The organism is Amycolatopsis sp. NPDC059657 (genome assembly GCF_042734395.1).
GTDB lineage: Bacteria > Actinomycetota > Actinomycetes > Mycobacteriales > Pseudonocardiaceae > Amycolatopsis.
Map to the genome: position 1 here is coordinate 50,193 of NZ_JBHWEB010000033.1, position 14,094 is coordinate 64,286.

Consider the following 14,094-nt stretch of genomic DNA (forward strand, 5'->3'; position numbering starts at 1 on the left):
CTTCCCCGGCCGGACTTTATTCATGATCATTTTCCGGCCGACTGTTTTACCCTGATGCCATGTTCGTTGGAGCCATCGAGCTCGACATCCTGCTCGGCGATGTCCATTCGCTGAAGCAGAAGCGATCTGTGGTGAAACCGGTGCTCGCCGAGGTGCGCAAGCGTTTCGACGTCTCGGTGGCCGAAGCAGGCCATCTCGATCTGCACCGGCGCACCCTGATCGGCGCCGCCGTCGTCGCGGCGGACGGCGCACACGTCCGGGACGTGCTCGACAACTGCGAGCGCTTCATCGCGAGCAGGCCGGAGTTCGAACTGCTCTCCGCGCACCGCAGGCTCATCGGCCCGGACGACTAGAACCAGTTTTTCTTGAGAAAGGAGTGCGTCGTGGCCGACCCGGCACGCGCGCGCAAGCTCGCCAAGCGGATCTCGCAGATCGTCGCGTCCGCGATCGAGCATGACATCAAGGACCCGCGCCTCGATTACGTGACGATCACCGACACGAAGATCACCGCAGACCTGCACGATGCGACCGTCTACTACACCGTGCTCGGTGAGCGGCTCGACTCCGTGCCGGACGTCACCGGTGCCGCGCTGGCGCTGGAGGCGGCCCGCGGTGTCCTGCGGACGAAGGTGGGGCAGGGGACCGGCGTCCGGTACACCCCGACGCTGACCTTCATCACCGACAACATCCCCGAAGACGCCAAGCGGATCGAAGACCTGCTGGCCAAGGCCCGTGAGGCCGACGCCGAGGTCGCCAGGCTCGCCGCCGAGGCCCAGCACGCGGGCGAGCCCGACCCGTACAAGGCGCCTCGCGAGGACAGCGACGATGAACTCGCCGAGTCCGAGGAAAGCCGTAGCTGACCAGGGTTTGTCCCGCCGGGGTCTGCTCCTCGGTGGTGCGGCGCTGCTGATGACCGGCAGCGCCTGCACCACCGCGCCGCGGGCACCCGAGCCGGGACCGCCCGCCGAGCCGCCACCTTCGACACCTGCTCCGCTGACCGCTCCGGTGGTGGTGGAGCGGGTGAGCTCGGCGGCTCGGGGCACCGACGTGAACCTGGTGCTGATCACCCCCGAAGGCGTGCCGGCCGCGGATTTGCCGGTATGCCTGGCTTTGCACGGCCGCGGCGCCAACGCGCGGGTGTTCCTCGATCTCGGCATGCCCGCGGCGCTGACCGCGGCGGTGCGGTCCGGGATGAAGCCGTTCGCGGTGGCCGCGGTCGACGGCGATCACTACTGGGTGCGCACGACCTCCGACGACGATCCACAAAGGATGCTTCGCGAAGAAGTGCCTGGCTGGGTCACGCATCGAGGTCTGCGCGAGCCGTCGGCCGCCTTCGGGATCTCGATGGGCGCGTTCGGCGCACTGCGGTACGCGCGTGACCATCCGAACCTCAAAGCCGTCGCCGCCTGCAGCGCGGCGTTGTTCGTCAGCTGGCCGGATGCCAAGTCGCGCAAGGTGTTCCGCGATCAGGAGCAGTGGGAGTCCGAGGAGCCGTTGCGGCACACCGGCGAGTTGCGCGATCGGCCGATCGGGCTCTGGTGCGGCAACTCCGACCCGTTCGTCGCCGCCGACCGCAAGTTCTCGCAGGCCGCCCAGCCGGAAATCTCCGCTTTCTCGGCCGGTGCCCACAATGACGCCTACTGGAAGCGTGTCCTGCCGGACATCGTGAAGTTCGTCGGCGCCAAGATCACTTAGCCCGTATGCCGTCCAAGAAGAAGCTCAGGTGACGCCGCCATTCGGGAATGCTGGAGGTCGCGGCGATGGCCTGGAGCAGATCTTCGGGCTTGAAGTCCTGACGTAGTCTCGCCGCGTCCTGGGCTCGGGCGACCAGTTCGCTCACCGTGTCCCAGATCGCGGTTTTCGCCGCTTCGAGCGCGGGTGCGTCGATGCGGCCGGCACAGACTTCGGCGAAGCCCTGGTCCGTGGCCTGCCGTGCGCAGCCCGACTCGACGAAGAAGACCAGGCCCTCCCACGGGTCTTCGAAGGCGAGTGCTTGCGCGCCGGTCTGCGCGACCTGGTCGAGTTGGGGCAGGAAAGCTGCTTCGACCAGGTCGACCCGGGTGGGGAAGCGGTTGTAGAGCGTGCCGATGGCGACGCCTGCCCGCCGCGCGATCTCCTCCAGCGGCGCGTCCAGCCCTTTCGTGCCGAAGATCTCCCGCGCGGCCACGACCAGTAGCTCGCGGTTGCGTTGTGCGTCGCGGCGCAGCGGGCGTTCTTCGGGCATGGATCCAGTATAGATAAGTTGAAGGCTCCCTCAAGTTCAGGTACGGTGGCGAATATGAGGGTCTCCTCAACTTAGCTTTCCTGGAGGGAAAACATGAAGACACTGGCGATCTTCGGCGCCGGCCCCGGTTTGGGAATCTCCACGGCGCGCCGGTTCGGCAAGGAGGGGTATCGGATCGCGCTGGTCTCTCGCAATGCCGATCGTCTCAAGTCCTTTGTGGACGACTTGGCGGCCGAGGGGATCAGTGCGGAGGCGTTCCCCGCGAACCTGGCGGACATCAGCGCGCACACGGCGCTGGTCGAGGCCATCGGTGATATCGACGTCGCGGTGATCAACGGCTACTTGGACTACGAAGCCCTTCGTCCCACGCTGGACATCGACGTCGAGTCCCTGCGCTCCGCGCTGGAAGGCGTCACCCTCGCTCCGCTTTCGCTGACCAGGCTGCTGCTGCCACGGCTTCTGGAGCAGGGGGACGGCGGCCTGCTCTACGGCCTCGGCTCGTCCTCGAAGGACCCGATACCGCAGCTCGCGACGCCGGGCGCGGCGCAGGCTTCACTGCGCAATTACGTGCTCAACCTGCACGTCGCGTTGGCGGACAAGGGAATCTACGCCGGGGCGCTCACACTGGGGGTGCTCATCGAGCGCAGCGACGCCCAACGGATGTTCGACTCCATGCCCGAAGCGAGCTACGGCTTGCAGCCGCATCGGTCCGAACCGGATGACCTCGCCGAGCTCTACTGGGATCTCTACACCCGCCGCGACCGGGCCGAGCAGGTCGTCGTCGGCCCCCTGGAGTAATCCGGCTACTGGTTCATCGCCTGACGTAAGTGACGGTCCTGCCGTAACCGGCGAACCCGAGGTTCTCGTACAACGGCGCCGCGGCGGCGGCCTTGGCGAGACCCCGCACCGGATAGACGACGGCCTGGTCCGCGCCCGCGTCCCGCAGCGCATGCAGCGCGGCGAGACACACCGCGCGGGCCAGGCCCCGCCGCCGGAACCGGGGATCGGTGCCGACCGGTTCGAGTTCCCCGACCCGGTTGCGTTCGTCCAGCCAGATCAGGCAGCTGGCGGCGAAGGTGCCGTCCTCGGCTTCGGCCACCCAGTCCAGAGTGGACCGGTACGGCCAAGTGTTCATCGCGGTGCGGTAGCTCTCCTCGGTGACCTTCGACGGATGCCAAGCCGCGTGATGCACGGCAACGCGCCGCGAGAGGTCCTCGGGTTGGACGTGCCGGACACGGAAGCCTTGCGGGACAACGGGGTCCGGCAAGTCGTCGAGCGGGCGGCGCATGTAGTCGTTGTAGACGGGGGAGTCCTCGCGCTGGTAGCCCTGACGTTCCAGCGCGGCTATGAGGTGGGTTTCCTTGTCCAGCAAGGTGATGCTGCGCTCGTTCGTCTCGGCGACCTCGTCGAACCAGCGGAGTACCTCGTCGGCGAGTCCGGGCCGCGCGGGGTCGACGATGAAGTGCATCCCGCCGGGCAGGAACACCCAGCCCCAGGCGACGACCTGGCCGTCGTCCTCCCAGAGCGCGGTCGGCCACTCGGCCTCGCGCCCGGCGATGTGTGTCCGTTCCCAGGCCTGGTCGCCGATGTGGCAGTAGCTGCGGAGCGTCCAGATCCGCTCGGTGAGCGACTGCATCGCCCGCAGATCCTCGGGCCCGGCATACCGGCGCATGGTGGTCACACCCCGAGCATGCCGACCGGCCCGAGCCTCCGCCACCGATTAAACCGGCTTGACCGCCACCACGAGGTCACGGACGATCGCCTGGTCGACACGGTGCGAGAACTCCTCGTAAGCCCCGCCTTCGCGGACTTCGAGGCCCGCACGCTTCAGGATGGCCACCAGATCCGCACGAGGGCAGACATTGGTGTTCCACGAGATGCCCACAGCGCCGCCCGGACGGAGCACCCGCGACCACACCGGGATGGCCGCGGCCAGCAGGTCGTGCGGGCTGCGGGCGAGGCCGGCGTCGCGGTGGCTGCCGTGCTGGACGCCGTACGGGGCGTCGGTGATGATCAGGTCGACCGAGCGCGCGCGCAGCAGTTCGTCGGTCGTGAGGGTGTCGGCGTTGAAGTACGTGATCTTGCGGGTGTCGCCCGCCTTGTACTGCTCTTTCGTCAGCCCGAACTCGAGGTCGAGCCGGCGCCCGAGCCGCACCTTGTTGCGGCGGACCTGGCCGGACTCGGCGGTGTGCTTGACACGCTTGGTGCGCAGCCACGTCTTGATGAACATCTCGTAGGCGTCGAAGTCCTTGCCGTCGACGTCGAGCCCATAGGCGTGGCAGCCGTACATCATCGCCTGGTTCAGCGTGGTCCCGCGCCCGCACAACGGGTCGAGCACGTACAGCGGGTCGCCGAAGACGGGCTTGGCGCCTGCCAGCAGTGTGACGTTGAAGAGCAGCTTCGTGAACAGCTCGTTCGTCTTGCCAGGGTACTTCTGGATGGTCAGCAGGTCCGAGTCGAAGGCCGCGAACGGCTCGATCGTCACCGGCTTCAACACGCCGTCGCCGCGTTCGAACAGCGCGTACAGCGAGGACAAATTGGACAGTAAGGCCAGGTCGGTGTCCGTCAGCGGCGCTTCGCTGCCGAAGGTCACGTAGCTGACGCCACCGATCCGGTCTTCGCCGATTTCGCCGAGTGGTGAGCTCAACGCGGCGCCGAACACGGCCAGTTCGGCGCGCAACAGCGCGGGGGAGGAGTCGGTGTACACCCGGTTGGCCGACGGATACACCAGGATCGCGTACTCAGGCATCCCGAAGAGCGTAGCGTGACCGACCGTGACAGCGTCTTTGGAGCACGACATCCGGCAAGCGGCCGCCCTCCTGTCCACCGCCACCGACGTGACCCTGCTCGGGCATGTGCGCCCCGACGCCGACGCGCTCGGCAGCGCGCTCGCGCTCGGCCGGGTGCTCAGCAAGCGCGGCGCGACCGTGCGCGTGTCCTTCGGGACCGGCGGCGGCGAGTGGATACCGCCCGAGACGCTGCGCGGGCTCGACACCGACGGCCTGCTCGTGCGGCCCGACGAGCTGCCCGAGACCGAGCCGCTGCTGATCGGGCTGGACACGCCGACGCTGGGCAGGCTCGGCTCGCTCGGCGGCCGGGTCGCGAAGGCGAAGGAGACCGGCGGGCAGGTGCTGGTCGTCGACCATCACGCGTCCAACCAGTTCTACGGCACCCACCACGTGGTCGACGAGACCGCCGAAGCGACCGCCGTGCTGGTGCTGCAGCTCATCGACGCGCTCGGCGACGACCTCGACGAGCCGACCGCCCGCTGCCTCTACGCCGGGCTGGTCACCGACACCGGCGGCTTCCGGCGTGCGCGCCCGGTGACGCACGCGATGGCCGCGCGGCTGCTCGAAGCCGGGGTCCAGCCGATGGCGCTGACCAGGGAGATCATGGACTCCCACCCGTTCGCCTACCTGCCGATGCTCGCGACCGTGCTGGCGGGCGCGCGTCTCGAGCCGGAGAGCGTGCAGGGTCTCGGCCTGGTGCACGCGGTCGTGACGGCCGAGACGGCGTCGACCGTGCGCTCGGAAGAGGTCGAGTCCGTCATCGACGTACTGCGGTCCACTCGCGACGCCGAGGTCGCCGTGGTGCTGAAGGAGGGCAGGCCGGGGGAGTGGCAGGTCTCGCTGCGCGCGATGGGGAAGATCGACGTCTCGCTGGCCGCGCGCGAACTCGGCGGCGGCGGGCACCGGCTGGCGGCCGGGTGCACCGTCCATGGCACCGCCGAGCACGCGCTCGGCCTCTTGCGTGACGCGCTCGACCGCGCCCCGCGCCTTTAGCTCACCGGGCCGTTGTAGGCCCAGACGCTGAACGAACCGCCCTGCGGGTCACGCAGGGCGGCCAGCGGCCCGACCGGCGTGTCGACCGGGCCGTGCACCGTGGTGGCGCCGAGTTCCTTCGCCAGTGCGACGGTCGCGTCGACGTCGGCGACGGAGAAGTAGACGATCCAGCGGCTCGCGGCGCCTTCCATGGTCGGCGCGTGGATGCCGCCGATCATGGTCTCGCCCGCGTTGAGGCCGGTGAACGGCGAGCCGCCGAGATCGACGACGTTCTTGGTGAGCCCGAGCACCTCTTCGTAGAACGCGAGCGCCGCGTCGATGCCCTCGGTCATCAGCTCGCTCCAGATGAACGAGCCCGGCTCGTTGACCAAGGACGCGCCGATGTGGTTCTTCGCCTGCCACACCGCGAAAGTGACGCCGTTGGGGTCTTCGGCGAAGGCCATCCGGCCCGCGTCCATCACGTCCATCGGACCGGCGAGCACCTTGCCGCCTGCCGGTTCGATCTTGGCCGCGACGGCGTCGGCGTCCGACACCGCGAAGTAGGTGTTCCACCTGGCCGCGTCGTCCGAGGCGATGGCCGCGACCACCGCGCCGTCCTTCAGTGCCATGGAGTAGACGGACCCGTGCGGGCCGTCCAGGTCGGTGAACTCCCAGCCGAACAGGCCGCCGTAGAACGACTTCGCGGCGGCCGGATCGGTGGTCTGCAGGTCGACCCAGTTGGGCGTGCCCTGGCTGTAAGCGGTGCGTTGAGGCATGCACCCAGCCTAGCGATCAAGCTCAGGCGGTCGCCGCCTTCGGCTCGAAGATGCTGAACATCCCGCCCTGCGGGTCGCGCAGCTGGGCCATCGGGCCGATCGGGGTGTCGAACGGTCCATTGAGGACAGTGCCGCCGAGTGCGGTGACCCGCTCGGTCGCGGCAAGGGCGCCGGCCACCGCGAAGTAGACGTGCCAGTGGTTGGGGACGCCCGGCGCCTGCGGTTTGATCGTGCCCGCGATCCGTTCCCCGCCGACCACGAGCGCGACGTACTCGGTGCCGCCGCCCAGGTCGCCCGCCGCCCAGGAACTGCCGAAAACCTGGTCGTAGAAGGGAAGCGCGGCCTCGTTGTCGGTCACGAGCTCGTTCCAGATCACCGCGCCCGGCTCGTTGACGAGCGTCGCGCCGATGTGCTCCTTCGCTTGCCAGAGCCCGACCGCCGCGCCGGACGGATCGGTGGCGAAGCACATCCGGCCGGCGTCCATCACGTCGAACGGCGGCATCAGCAGTTTGCCGCCCGCCGCCTCGACGCGCGCGGCCGCGGCGTCGACGTCGTCGACCGCCAGGTACGTGTTCCACATCGGCGGGACGCCGGCCTGTGGCTGCGACGCGATGGCCGCGACGACCCCGCCGTTCTTCGTGGCCATCGAGTAGACGGCGCCGTCCGGCGTCTTCTGGTCGTCGAACTCCCAGCCGAACAGCTCGCCGTAGAACGACTTGGCCGCGGCCTGGTCGGTGGTCCGCAGGTCCACCCAGCTGGGCACGCCTTGCGGGTAGGAGGTGCGTTGGGGCATGACGCTGTCCCTTTCTCAGGAAGTGCGGCCGGTGAACGCGATGAGGCGTTCGAGACTGGTCGCGTTTTCGGGGGCGGCCACTTCGGGTCCGAAGCGGCCCTCACGCATTTGCGGGATGACGACCTGGCGCGCCTGCTCGAGCACGTACGAGCTGAGCTGGTCGCTCACCTCAAGGGTGCGGCCGAGCGCGACCGACACGTCCCAGGCGTGCACGAGCAGTTCGAGCGACACGATCGCGGCGGTCAGCGCGGCGGACCGTTCGCCGGCGCCGACCTGGATGACGCCGTCGAGCCCGCGTGCGCGCCACGCGTCGATCGTGTGCCTGCCCGCGGCGGCGACCCTGGCCTCGTGCGTGCCGTCCGCGGTCGTCTCCAGTGGTTTGCCCGCGATCGCGCTGAGGCTGGTCAGCGAGGTGAGCAGGTGCTCGATCACCTGGTCGATGTCGAATTCGGCGCAGGGCGTCCGCCGGGTGCCGTCTTCGGGGCCGAGCTCGTGCAGCGTCGTGACGCAGATCGCCAGCGCGGCTTCGGCGGCGGAAAGCTGATCGGTCACGGGGCCTTCGGGCATCGCGGGATCTCCCTCACTGGTGGTTACTTTAGTGGTGGCTAAAATAGCTCGTCCGCCGGATTGAGGCAAGCTTTAGCCCTCGCTAAACTCACCCGTATGGACGCATTGGCTGTGGTCGCCGAACCCCGCCGCCGCGCGATACTGCGGCTGGTGTGGGACGCCGAGCGCACCGCGGGCGAGGTCGCCGAGCAGTTCGACGTCACCTTCGGCGCGGTGTCGCAGCACCTCGGTGTCCTGCGCCGGGCGGGCCTGGTCAGCGTGCGCAAGGATGGGACGCGCCGCTTCTACCTGGCCAACCGCGAGGCACTCGGCTCGCTGGTGCCCTGGCTGGAGCAGATGTGGGCCACCGAGCTCGACCGGCTCGCCGAGCTGGCCGAAGCGGCCGAGCGCGAGGGGACCGCATGACACCCGAGGTGGTGGTCGAACGCCGGATCAACGCCTCGCAGGCCACGGTGTTCTCGTTCTTCACCGACAGCGCGCGCTGGCTTTCATGGATGGGTGTCGAAGCCGAGCTCGACCCGCGCCCCGGCGGCGTCTTCCGCATGAACGTGCGCGGCGACGACACGGCGGCAGGCGAGTTCGTGATCGTCGAGCCGCACAGCCGTATCGTGTTCACCTGGGGCTGGGAGGCCGAGGGCAGCCCCGTGCCGCCGGGCTCCAGCACCGTCGACATCACCTTCGAAGCCGACGGTGCCGCCACGAACCTCCGCCTGCGCCATCGCGGGCTGCCGGTGGAGCTGTTCGCCGCCCACGGCAAGGGCTGGAACCACTACCTCGACCGGCTGGTCATCCGCGGTGACGGCGGCGACCCCGGCGTCGACGAGGGTTTCACCGACTAAGCGATTCCCACCACTTGTTCCAGCGCTCGTTGAGCGCGTCGAAGTCGTCGAACCCGTAGGTGGTCAGGACGGCCAGGCAGTGACCGCCCGGTTTGGGGGCATCGGCCACGATGAGCAGGCCGATCGAGTCCACGGTGAGCGCGAGCTGGAGCTCGGTGCGCGAGTAGACCTCGCCCTCGAAGGTGTCGCCGGTCGGCAGCGTCACGCGGTAGGCACCGTCGATTCCGGCCACGCCGAGCGTGGACCGCAGTGAATCGCCGGGCACCGGCCCGTGCAGGAACACCGTCCGTCGTTCGGCGAGGCCGTGGCGCTCCAGCCCGAACCGCAGCTGCGCCAGGAAGGTCCGCCAGCCCTCGGTGATGTCGTCGTAGTAGGCCTCCCACTCCGGGTTCGCGCCACGCGGGCCACGGGTGAGGCGGACGGTCGTGCCGCCGGGCGCGGAGTGGAGGCTGAACCGGTCGCCGCCGGTCTCCAGCACGTGGTGCTCGGCGTCTTCGGTGACGTCGTCGAGGTAGATCATGCGGATTTCGGCGTCGAGGCTGTCGACGTGCCAGCCGTGCCAGCGCCGGATGAGCTCCGGATCGCGCATCGCGCGCCAGACCTCGTCGGCCGGCGCGGCGATGGTGACCTCGATCTTGAGTGGTTCTTCGGTCATGACTTGCTCCCTGCTGGCGAAAACGGGGCGGGATAGCCGGCGCCGATCAAGCGGTACGGCCTGCCGTCCGGGCTGTCGAACGCGGCGACGACGTCGGCGATCGCGCCGGCGAGCGCCTCGGTGAACCGGTGCACATCGGCCGGGGCCTCGAAGCGGACCTCGGTTTCGAGCGTGAAGGTGAGCAGGCGGCGGCCGTCGCGCTCGGCGGCCGACCGCATGCGGGCGACGTCGCGGACGGTCGCGGACGCCGTGTCGATGAGGTGTTCCGCGGCGTGCCGGTCGCCGTCGACCGGTCCCTGCGGGCGGCCGAGCACGTCGGGGTCCACTACGTAGGAATCGGCTGTGGCGCGCAACACCCGCTCGATGAACCCGCGGCGCCTGCGCTCTTCGACGAGCTCGACCAGCCCGGCTTCCTCGAGCTGCTTGAGGTGATAGCCGAGTCGCTGGCGTGGCATTTCCAGCTCCGCTGCCAGCTCGGACGCCGACGCCGGGGTGCGCAGCCGGGTGAGCAGGCGCAGCCGCAACGGGGACAGCGCGCGGCGGAGCTGCTCCGGCTCTTCCAGCAGGTCGTGCGACGTCATGGCACCACGATCCTCTTGACAGTTTATTCTGTCAATTAGCCCGATGATCTTGTCGGACCGCCGGGTTAGGGTTCAGCACGTGGAGAACTCGACCGACGAGCGCGTGCCTGCTCGCAAGGTGCTCGGACTCGCCGTACCCGCGCTCGGCGTGCTGGCGGCGGAACCGCTGTACGTATTGGTGGACACGGCGGTGGTCGGGCATCTCGGCGCGCTGCCGCTGGCGGGGCTGGCGCTCGGCGGCGTGCTGCTTTCCCAGATTTCGGGACAGCTGACATTTCTGTCCTACGGCACGACTTCGCGCACCTCGCGGCTGCACGGCGCGGGCAGGCGGGCGGAGGCCGTGGGGGAGGGTGTCCAGGCCACCTGGCTCGCGCTCGTGGTCGGCGTGCTCGTGCTCATCGCGGGCCAGCTGCTCGCGTACCCGGTCGCGCGCGGGCTTTCCGGCAGCGACGAGATCGCCGACGCGGCCGTGTCGTGGCTGCGCATCGCGTTGTTCGGCGCGCCGCTGATCCTGGTGACCATGGCGGGCAACGGGTGGATGCGCGGCGTGCAGGACACGGTCCGCCCGCTGCGTTTCGTGTTGGCCGGCAACGCCATTTCCGCCGTGCTCTGCCCGGTGCTGGTCTACGGATTGGACTGGGGACTCGAAGGTTCGGCGATCGCGAACGTCGTCGCGCAGGTGATCTCGGCGTCGATGTTCTTCGCCGCGCTGGTCCGCGAACAGGTGCCGTTGCGGCCCGATTTCAAGCTCATGCGCGCGCAGCTCGGCCTCGGCCGTGATCTGGTGTTGCGCAGCCTCGCTTTCCAGGCGTGTTTCATCTCCGCCGCAGCGGTCGCCTCGCGGACGTCGACGGAAGCCGTTGGCGCACACCAGGTCGTGTTGCAGCTGTGGACGTTTTTGGCGCTGGTGCTCGATTCCGTGGCCATCGCCGCGCAGTCGCTGATCGGCGCGGCGCTCGGCGCCGGCTCCAGCCGCCAGGCTCGCGGGGTCGCCACGCAGATCACCAAGTACGGGCTGGCGCTCGGCTGCGTGCTGCTCGTGGTGTTCGCGGCGCTGACGCCGGTGCTCCCGCAGGTGTTCACCTCCGACGCCGGGGTGCTCGCCGAGATCCCGCACGCGTGGTGGTTCTTCGTTGCGCTGCAACCGATCGCGGGTGTCGTGTTCGCGCTCGACGGGGTGCTGCTCGGCGCGGGTGACGCGGCGTTCCTGCGCAACGCGACGCTCGGCAGCGCCGCGCTCGGGTTCCTCCCGCTGATCTGGTTGTCGCTGGCGTTCGGCTGGGGCCTGACCGGGATCTGGACCGGCCTCACCCTGTTCATGCTGCTGCGGCTGGTCTCGCTGATCTGGCGCTGGCGGTCGGGTCACTGGGCCGTCGTCGGCGCGGTCCGGACCAATTGACCCTTCCGTATTCACGGTCGGCCGGGTTAACCTCAACGGCGAGGGCGCCTCCTCACAGTGTTGGTTTTCACTATGGAGGTGCCTTTTTCGTGAGTACGAAGATTCGGCAACGTCGCCGAGCCGGTGTGGTCCTGCTGGTCGCGTCACTGCTGGCGCTGACGGGTTTCGGGGGCGTCGCCGCCGCCGAGGCCGACTACACCCAAAGCGTCGCGAGTCTCAGCGCGACGCAGGCTCAGATCTCGTTCACTCCGACCACGCCCGCCCTCTACGTTGACGTGCACTACCTGGTCAACGGCTCGGGTCAGCAGAACGTCCGGATGGTCAACGGCAGCGGGACCTGGCGGCACACCGTCAGCTCGCTGAGCACCGGGACCGTGCTGGACTATTGGTTCACCTACGAGAAGAACGGCCCGCAGTACGACTCGCCGCACTACTCGTACACGCACGGGAACACCGCCTCACAGGTGACCACCCCGACGTTCAGCCCGCCAGGCGGCAGCTACACCTCCACCCAGTCGGTGACCATCTCGACCGCGACGGCGGGCTCGACCATCCGGTACACGGTGGACGGCTCGACGCCGACGGCCTCGTCGCCCCAGTACACCGGGCCGATCAGCGTCCCGTCCTCGCGGACGATCAACGCGATCGGCATCAAGGCCGGACTGACCACTTCGGCCGTGGCCAGCGCGACCTACACGATCGGCACCAGCGCGGGCTGCCCGGCACAGCCCGAGGTCCCGAACTTCGGGCCGAACGTGCGTATCTTCGACCCTGGCATGTCGGCCACCGCGATCCAGTCGCAGCTCGACGCCGACTTCAACCAGCAGAAGGACACGCTGACCGCGCAGTTCACCGAGCGGCGGTACGCGCACCTGTTCAAGCCGGGCACATACAACGGCATCCACGACGACGTCGGCTACTACACCTCGGTCGCGGGCCTCGGTCAGAACCCCGGCGACGTGGTGATCAACGGTGACGTGACCGTCGACGCGTTCAACGAGTCCGACCACGGTGTGGCGCTGCAGAACTTCTGGCGCTCGACGGAGAACCTGGCGGTCGTGCCGAGCAGTGGCGCCACCCGCTGGGCGGTCGCGCAGGCCGCGCCGTTCCGCCGGATGGACATCCGCGGTGGGTTGAACCTCTTCCCTGCCAGCTACGGCTTCGCGTCCGGCGGTTACACCGCGGACTCGAAGGTCTCCGGCAAGACGGCGTCGATCTCGCAGCAGCAGTGGTACACCCGCGACAGCAACTACGGCAGCTGGGAGGGCGGCGTCTGGAACATGGTGTTCTCGGGCACGAACGGCGCGCCCGCCAACACGTTCCCGAACCCGCCGGAGACCACACTCGGCACCACGCCGGTCTCGCGGGACGTGCCGTACCTCTACCTCGACGGCTCCGGCAAGTACCGGGTCTTCCTGCCTTCCTTGCGCACCAACGCTTCCGGTCCGTCCTGGGCCAACGGCAGCACGCCGGGCACCTCGCAGTCGATGAGCACGTTCTACGTGGTCAAGCCGGGTGACAGCGCGGCGACCATCAACACGGCACTGTCCCAGGGCTGCAACCTGTTCTTCACGCCGGGCGTCTATCACCTCAACCAGACGCTCAACGTGACGAAGGCCAACACGACCGTGCTCGGCATCGGCTACCCGACGCTGGTGCCCGACAACGGCGTCAACGCCATGCAGGTCGCCGACGTCGACGGCGTCCGGTTGAAGGGCCTGCTCTTCGACGCGGGCACGACCAACTCGCAGTCACTGCTCACGGTCGGCCCGTCCGGCTCGTCCGCTGGCCACGGCGGCAACCCGACGACGTTGCAGGACGTGTTCTTCCGCATCGGCGGCCAGTTCGCGGGCAAGGCGACCAACAGCCTGATCGTCAACAGCAACGACGTGCTCATCGACCACATCTGGGCCTGGCGCGCCGACCACGGCAGTGGCGTGGGCTGGACGTCCAACACGGCCGACACGGGCTTGACGGTCAACGGCAACAACGTGCTCGCGACCGGCCTGTTCGTCGAGCATTACCAGAAGTACCAGGTGATCTGGAACGGCCAGAACGGTAGGACGATCTTCTTCCAGAACGAGATCCCTTACGACGTCCCGAATCAGGCGAGCTGGATGGCCCCGAACGGGCGCAACGGCTATGCCGCGTACAAGGTCGGCGACAATGTGACCTCGCACGAGGCATGGGGTCTGGGTAGCTACTGCTTCTTCGACACCAACCCGGCGGTGAATCTGTACCACGCCTTCGAGGTGCCGAATCGGAGCGGCGTGCGCTTCCACAACCTGCTCACGGTTTCGTTGAACTACAAGGGAACCATCACCCACGTCATCAACGACACCGGCGCCGTGACGCCGACGGGCACGGTCCCGGTCAACGTGGTGGCCTACCCGTAGATCTTTAGTGAGTGCTGGTATGTGACTGGTTGCGTAGGGTCTAGGGAGCGAGAGAGAGGGGCGCTGGATGCTTTGTTGGCAGCTAGGGGCCCTCTCGGCTCTC

Annotated in this window: 17 protein-coding genes; 9 read left to right on the forward strand and 8 right to left on the reverse strand. The window is 68.6% G+C overall.

The features are described 5' to 3' along the window. Positions 1–59: 59 nt before the first annotated feature. Genes ACFV15_RS19685 through ACFV15_RS19695 form a run of 3 tightly spaced genes read left to right on the forward strand, consistent with a single transcriptional unit; the run spans position 60 to position 1,695 of the window. Complete coding sequence (locus tag ACFV15_RS19685; RefSeq protein ID WP_378351917.1) at positions 60–353, forward strand: DUF503 domain-containing protein; 294 nt, start codon at positions 60–62, stop codon at positions 351–353. A 30-nt stretch (positions 354–383) separates the two neighbouring features. After that, positions 384–860, forward strand: coding sequence for a 30S ribosome-binding factor RbfA (gene rbfA, locus ACFV15_RS19690; protein WP_378351918.1), 477 nt, complete (start codon positions 384–386; stop codon positions 858–860). Next, positions 826–1,695, forward strand: coding sequence for an alpha/beta hydrolase (locus ACFV15_RS19695; protein ID WP_378351919.1), 870 nt, complete (start codon positions 826–828; stop codon positions 1,693–1,695). The genes rbfA and ACFV15_RS19695 overlap by 35 nt, the downstream gene beginning before the upstream one ends. Here ACFV15_RS19695 and ACFV15_RS19700 read toward each other — a convergent pair. Continuing rightward, positions 1,688–2,224, reverse strand: a complete 537-nt coding sequence (locus tag ACFV15_RS19700; protein ID WP_378351920.1) for a TetR/AcrR family transcriptional regulator — start codon at positions 2,222–2,224, stop codon at positions 1,688–1,690. The two genes, ACFV15_RS19695 and ACFV15_RS19700, sit on opposite strands and share 8 nt — an antisense overlap. Positions 2,225–2,317: 93 nt before the next feature. Between ACFV15_RS19700 and ACFV15_RS19705 the strand changes: the two genes are divergently transcribed. After that, positions 2,318–3,022, forward strand: coding sequence for an SDR family NAD(P)-dependent oxidoreductase (locus tag ACFV15_RS19705; RefSeq protein WP_378351921.1), 705 nt, complete (start codon positions 2,318–2,320; stop codon positions 3,020–3,022). Between the two features lie 13 nt (positions 3,023–3,035). Here ACFV15_RS19705 and ACFV15_RS19710 read toward each other — a convergent pair whose 3' ends face one another. Both ACFV15_RS19710 and ACFV15_RS19715 read right to left on the reverse strand, forming a co-directional pair. Beyond that, positions 3,036–3,896, reverse strand: a complete 861-nt coding sequence (locus ACFV15_RS19710; protein WP_378351951.1) for a GNAT family N-acetyltransferase — start codon at positions 3,894–3,896, stop codon at positions 3,036–3,038. Positions 3,897–3,944: 48 nt separating this feature from the next. After that, a complete protein-coding gene (locus ACFV15_RS19715; RefSeq protein WP_378351922.1) occupies positions 3,945–4,973 on the reverse strand; it encodes a TRM11 family SAM-dependent methyltransferase in 1,029 nt (342 codons plus the stop codon). A gap of 25 nt (positions 4,974–4,998) precedes the next feature. Between ACFV15_RS19715 and ACFV15_RS19720 the strand changes: the two genes are divergently transcribed. Next, entirely contained in the window at positions 4,999–6,006 is a 1,008-nt protein-coding gene (locus ACFV15_RS19720) for a bifunctional oligoribonuclease/PAP phosphatase NrnA (RefSeq protein ID WP_378351923.1), read from the forward strand. On the opposite strand, the gene ACFV15_RS19725 is transcribed toward ACFV15_RS19720, so the two are convergent. Genes ACFV15_RS19725 through ACFV15_RS19735 form a run of 3 tightly spaced genes read right to left on the reverse strand, consistent with a single transcriptional unit; the run spans position 6,003 to position 8,121 of the window. After that, the gene (locus tag ACFV15_RS19725) at positions 6,003–6,761 is read right to left on the reverse strand and encodes a VOC family protein (RefSeq protein ID WP_378351924.1); all 759 of its coding nucleotides are present in this window, start codon (positions 6,759–6,761) and stop codon (positions 6,003–6,005) included. The genes ACFV15_RS19720 and ACFV15_RS19725 overlap by 4 nt on opposite strands. 22 nt (positions 6,762–6,783) lie before the next feature. Next, positions 6,784–7,554, reverse strand: coding sequence for a VOC family protein (locus ACFV15_RS19730; RefSeq protein WP_378351925.1), 771 nt, complete (start codon positions 7,552–7,554; stop codon positions 6,784–6,786). Between the two features lie 15 nt (positions 7,555–7,569). Continuing rightward, positions 7,570–8,121, reverse strand: coding sequence for a TIGR03086 family metal-binding protein (locus ACFV15_RS19735; protein ID WP_378351926.1), 552 nt, complete (start codon positions 8,119–8,121; stop codon positions 7,570–7,572). A 96-nt stretch (positions 8,122–8,217) separates the two neighbouring features. On the opposite strand from ACFV15_RS19735, the gene ACFV15_RS19740 reads away from it, so the two are divergent. Beyond that, positions 8,218–8,526: an ArsR/SmtB family transcription factor gene (locus ACFV15_RS19740; RefSeq protein WP_378351927.1), complete on the forward strand. Its 309-nt coding sequence runs from the start codon at positions 8,218–8,220 to the stop codon at positions 8,524–8,526. Next, on the forward strand, positions 8,523–8,960 hold the full coding sequence (locus tag ACFV15_RS19745) for an SRPBCC domain-containing protein (RefSeq protein WP_378351928.1): 438 nt from the start codon (positions 8,523–8,525) through the stop codon (positions 8,958–8,960). Before ACFV15_RS19740 ends, ACFV15_RS19745 begins: the two co-directional genes overlap by 4 nt. Here the strand turns inward: ACFV15_RS19745 and ACFV15_RS19750 are convergent. After that, a complete protein-coding gene (locus ACFV15_RS19750) occupies positions 8,950–9,615 on the reverse strand; it encodes an SRPBCC domain-containing protein (protein WP_378351929.1) in 666 nt (221 codons plus the stop codon). The two genes, ACFV15_RS19745 and ACFV15_RS19750, sit on opposite strands and share 11 nt — an antisense overlap. Further along, positions 9,612–10,196: an ArsR/SmtB family transcription factor gene (locus ACFV15_RS19755; RefSeq protein ID WP_378351930.1), complete on the reverse strand. Its 585-nt coding sequence runs from the start codon at positions 10,194–10,196 to the stop codon at positions 9,612–9,614. Before ACFV15_RS19755 ends, ACFV15_RS19750 begins: the two co-directional genes overlap by 4 nt. 79 nt (positions 10,197–10,275) lie before the next feature. On the opposite strand from ACFV15_RS19755, the gene ACFV15_RS19760 reads away from it, so the two are divergent. Then, positions 10,276–11,595 carry an MATE family efflux transporter gene (locus ACFV15_RS19760; RefSeq protein ID WP_378351931.1) on the forward strand — a complete coding sequence of 440 codons (1,320 nt, stop codon included), beginning with the start codon at positions 10,276–10,278 and terminating at the stop codon, positions 11,593–11,595. Positions 11,596–11,684: 89 nt separating this feature from the next. Continuing rightward, on the forward strand, positions 11,685–13,991 hold the full coding sequence (locus ACFV15_RS19765) for a chitobiase/beta-hexosaminidase C-terminal domain-containing protein (RefSeq protein ID WP_378351932.1): 2,307 nt from the start codon (positions 11,685–11,687) through the stop codon (positions 13,989–13,991). Positions 13,992–14,094 lie beyond the last annotated feature (103 nt).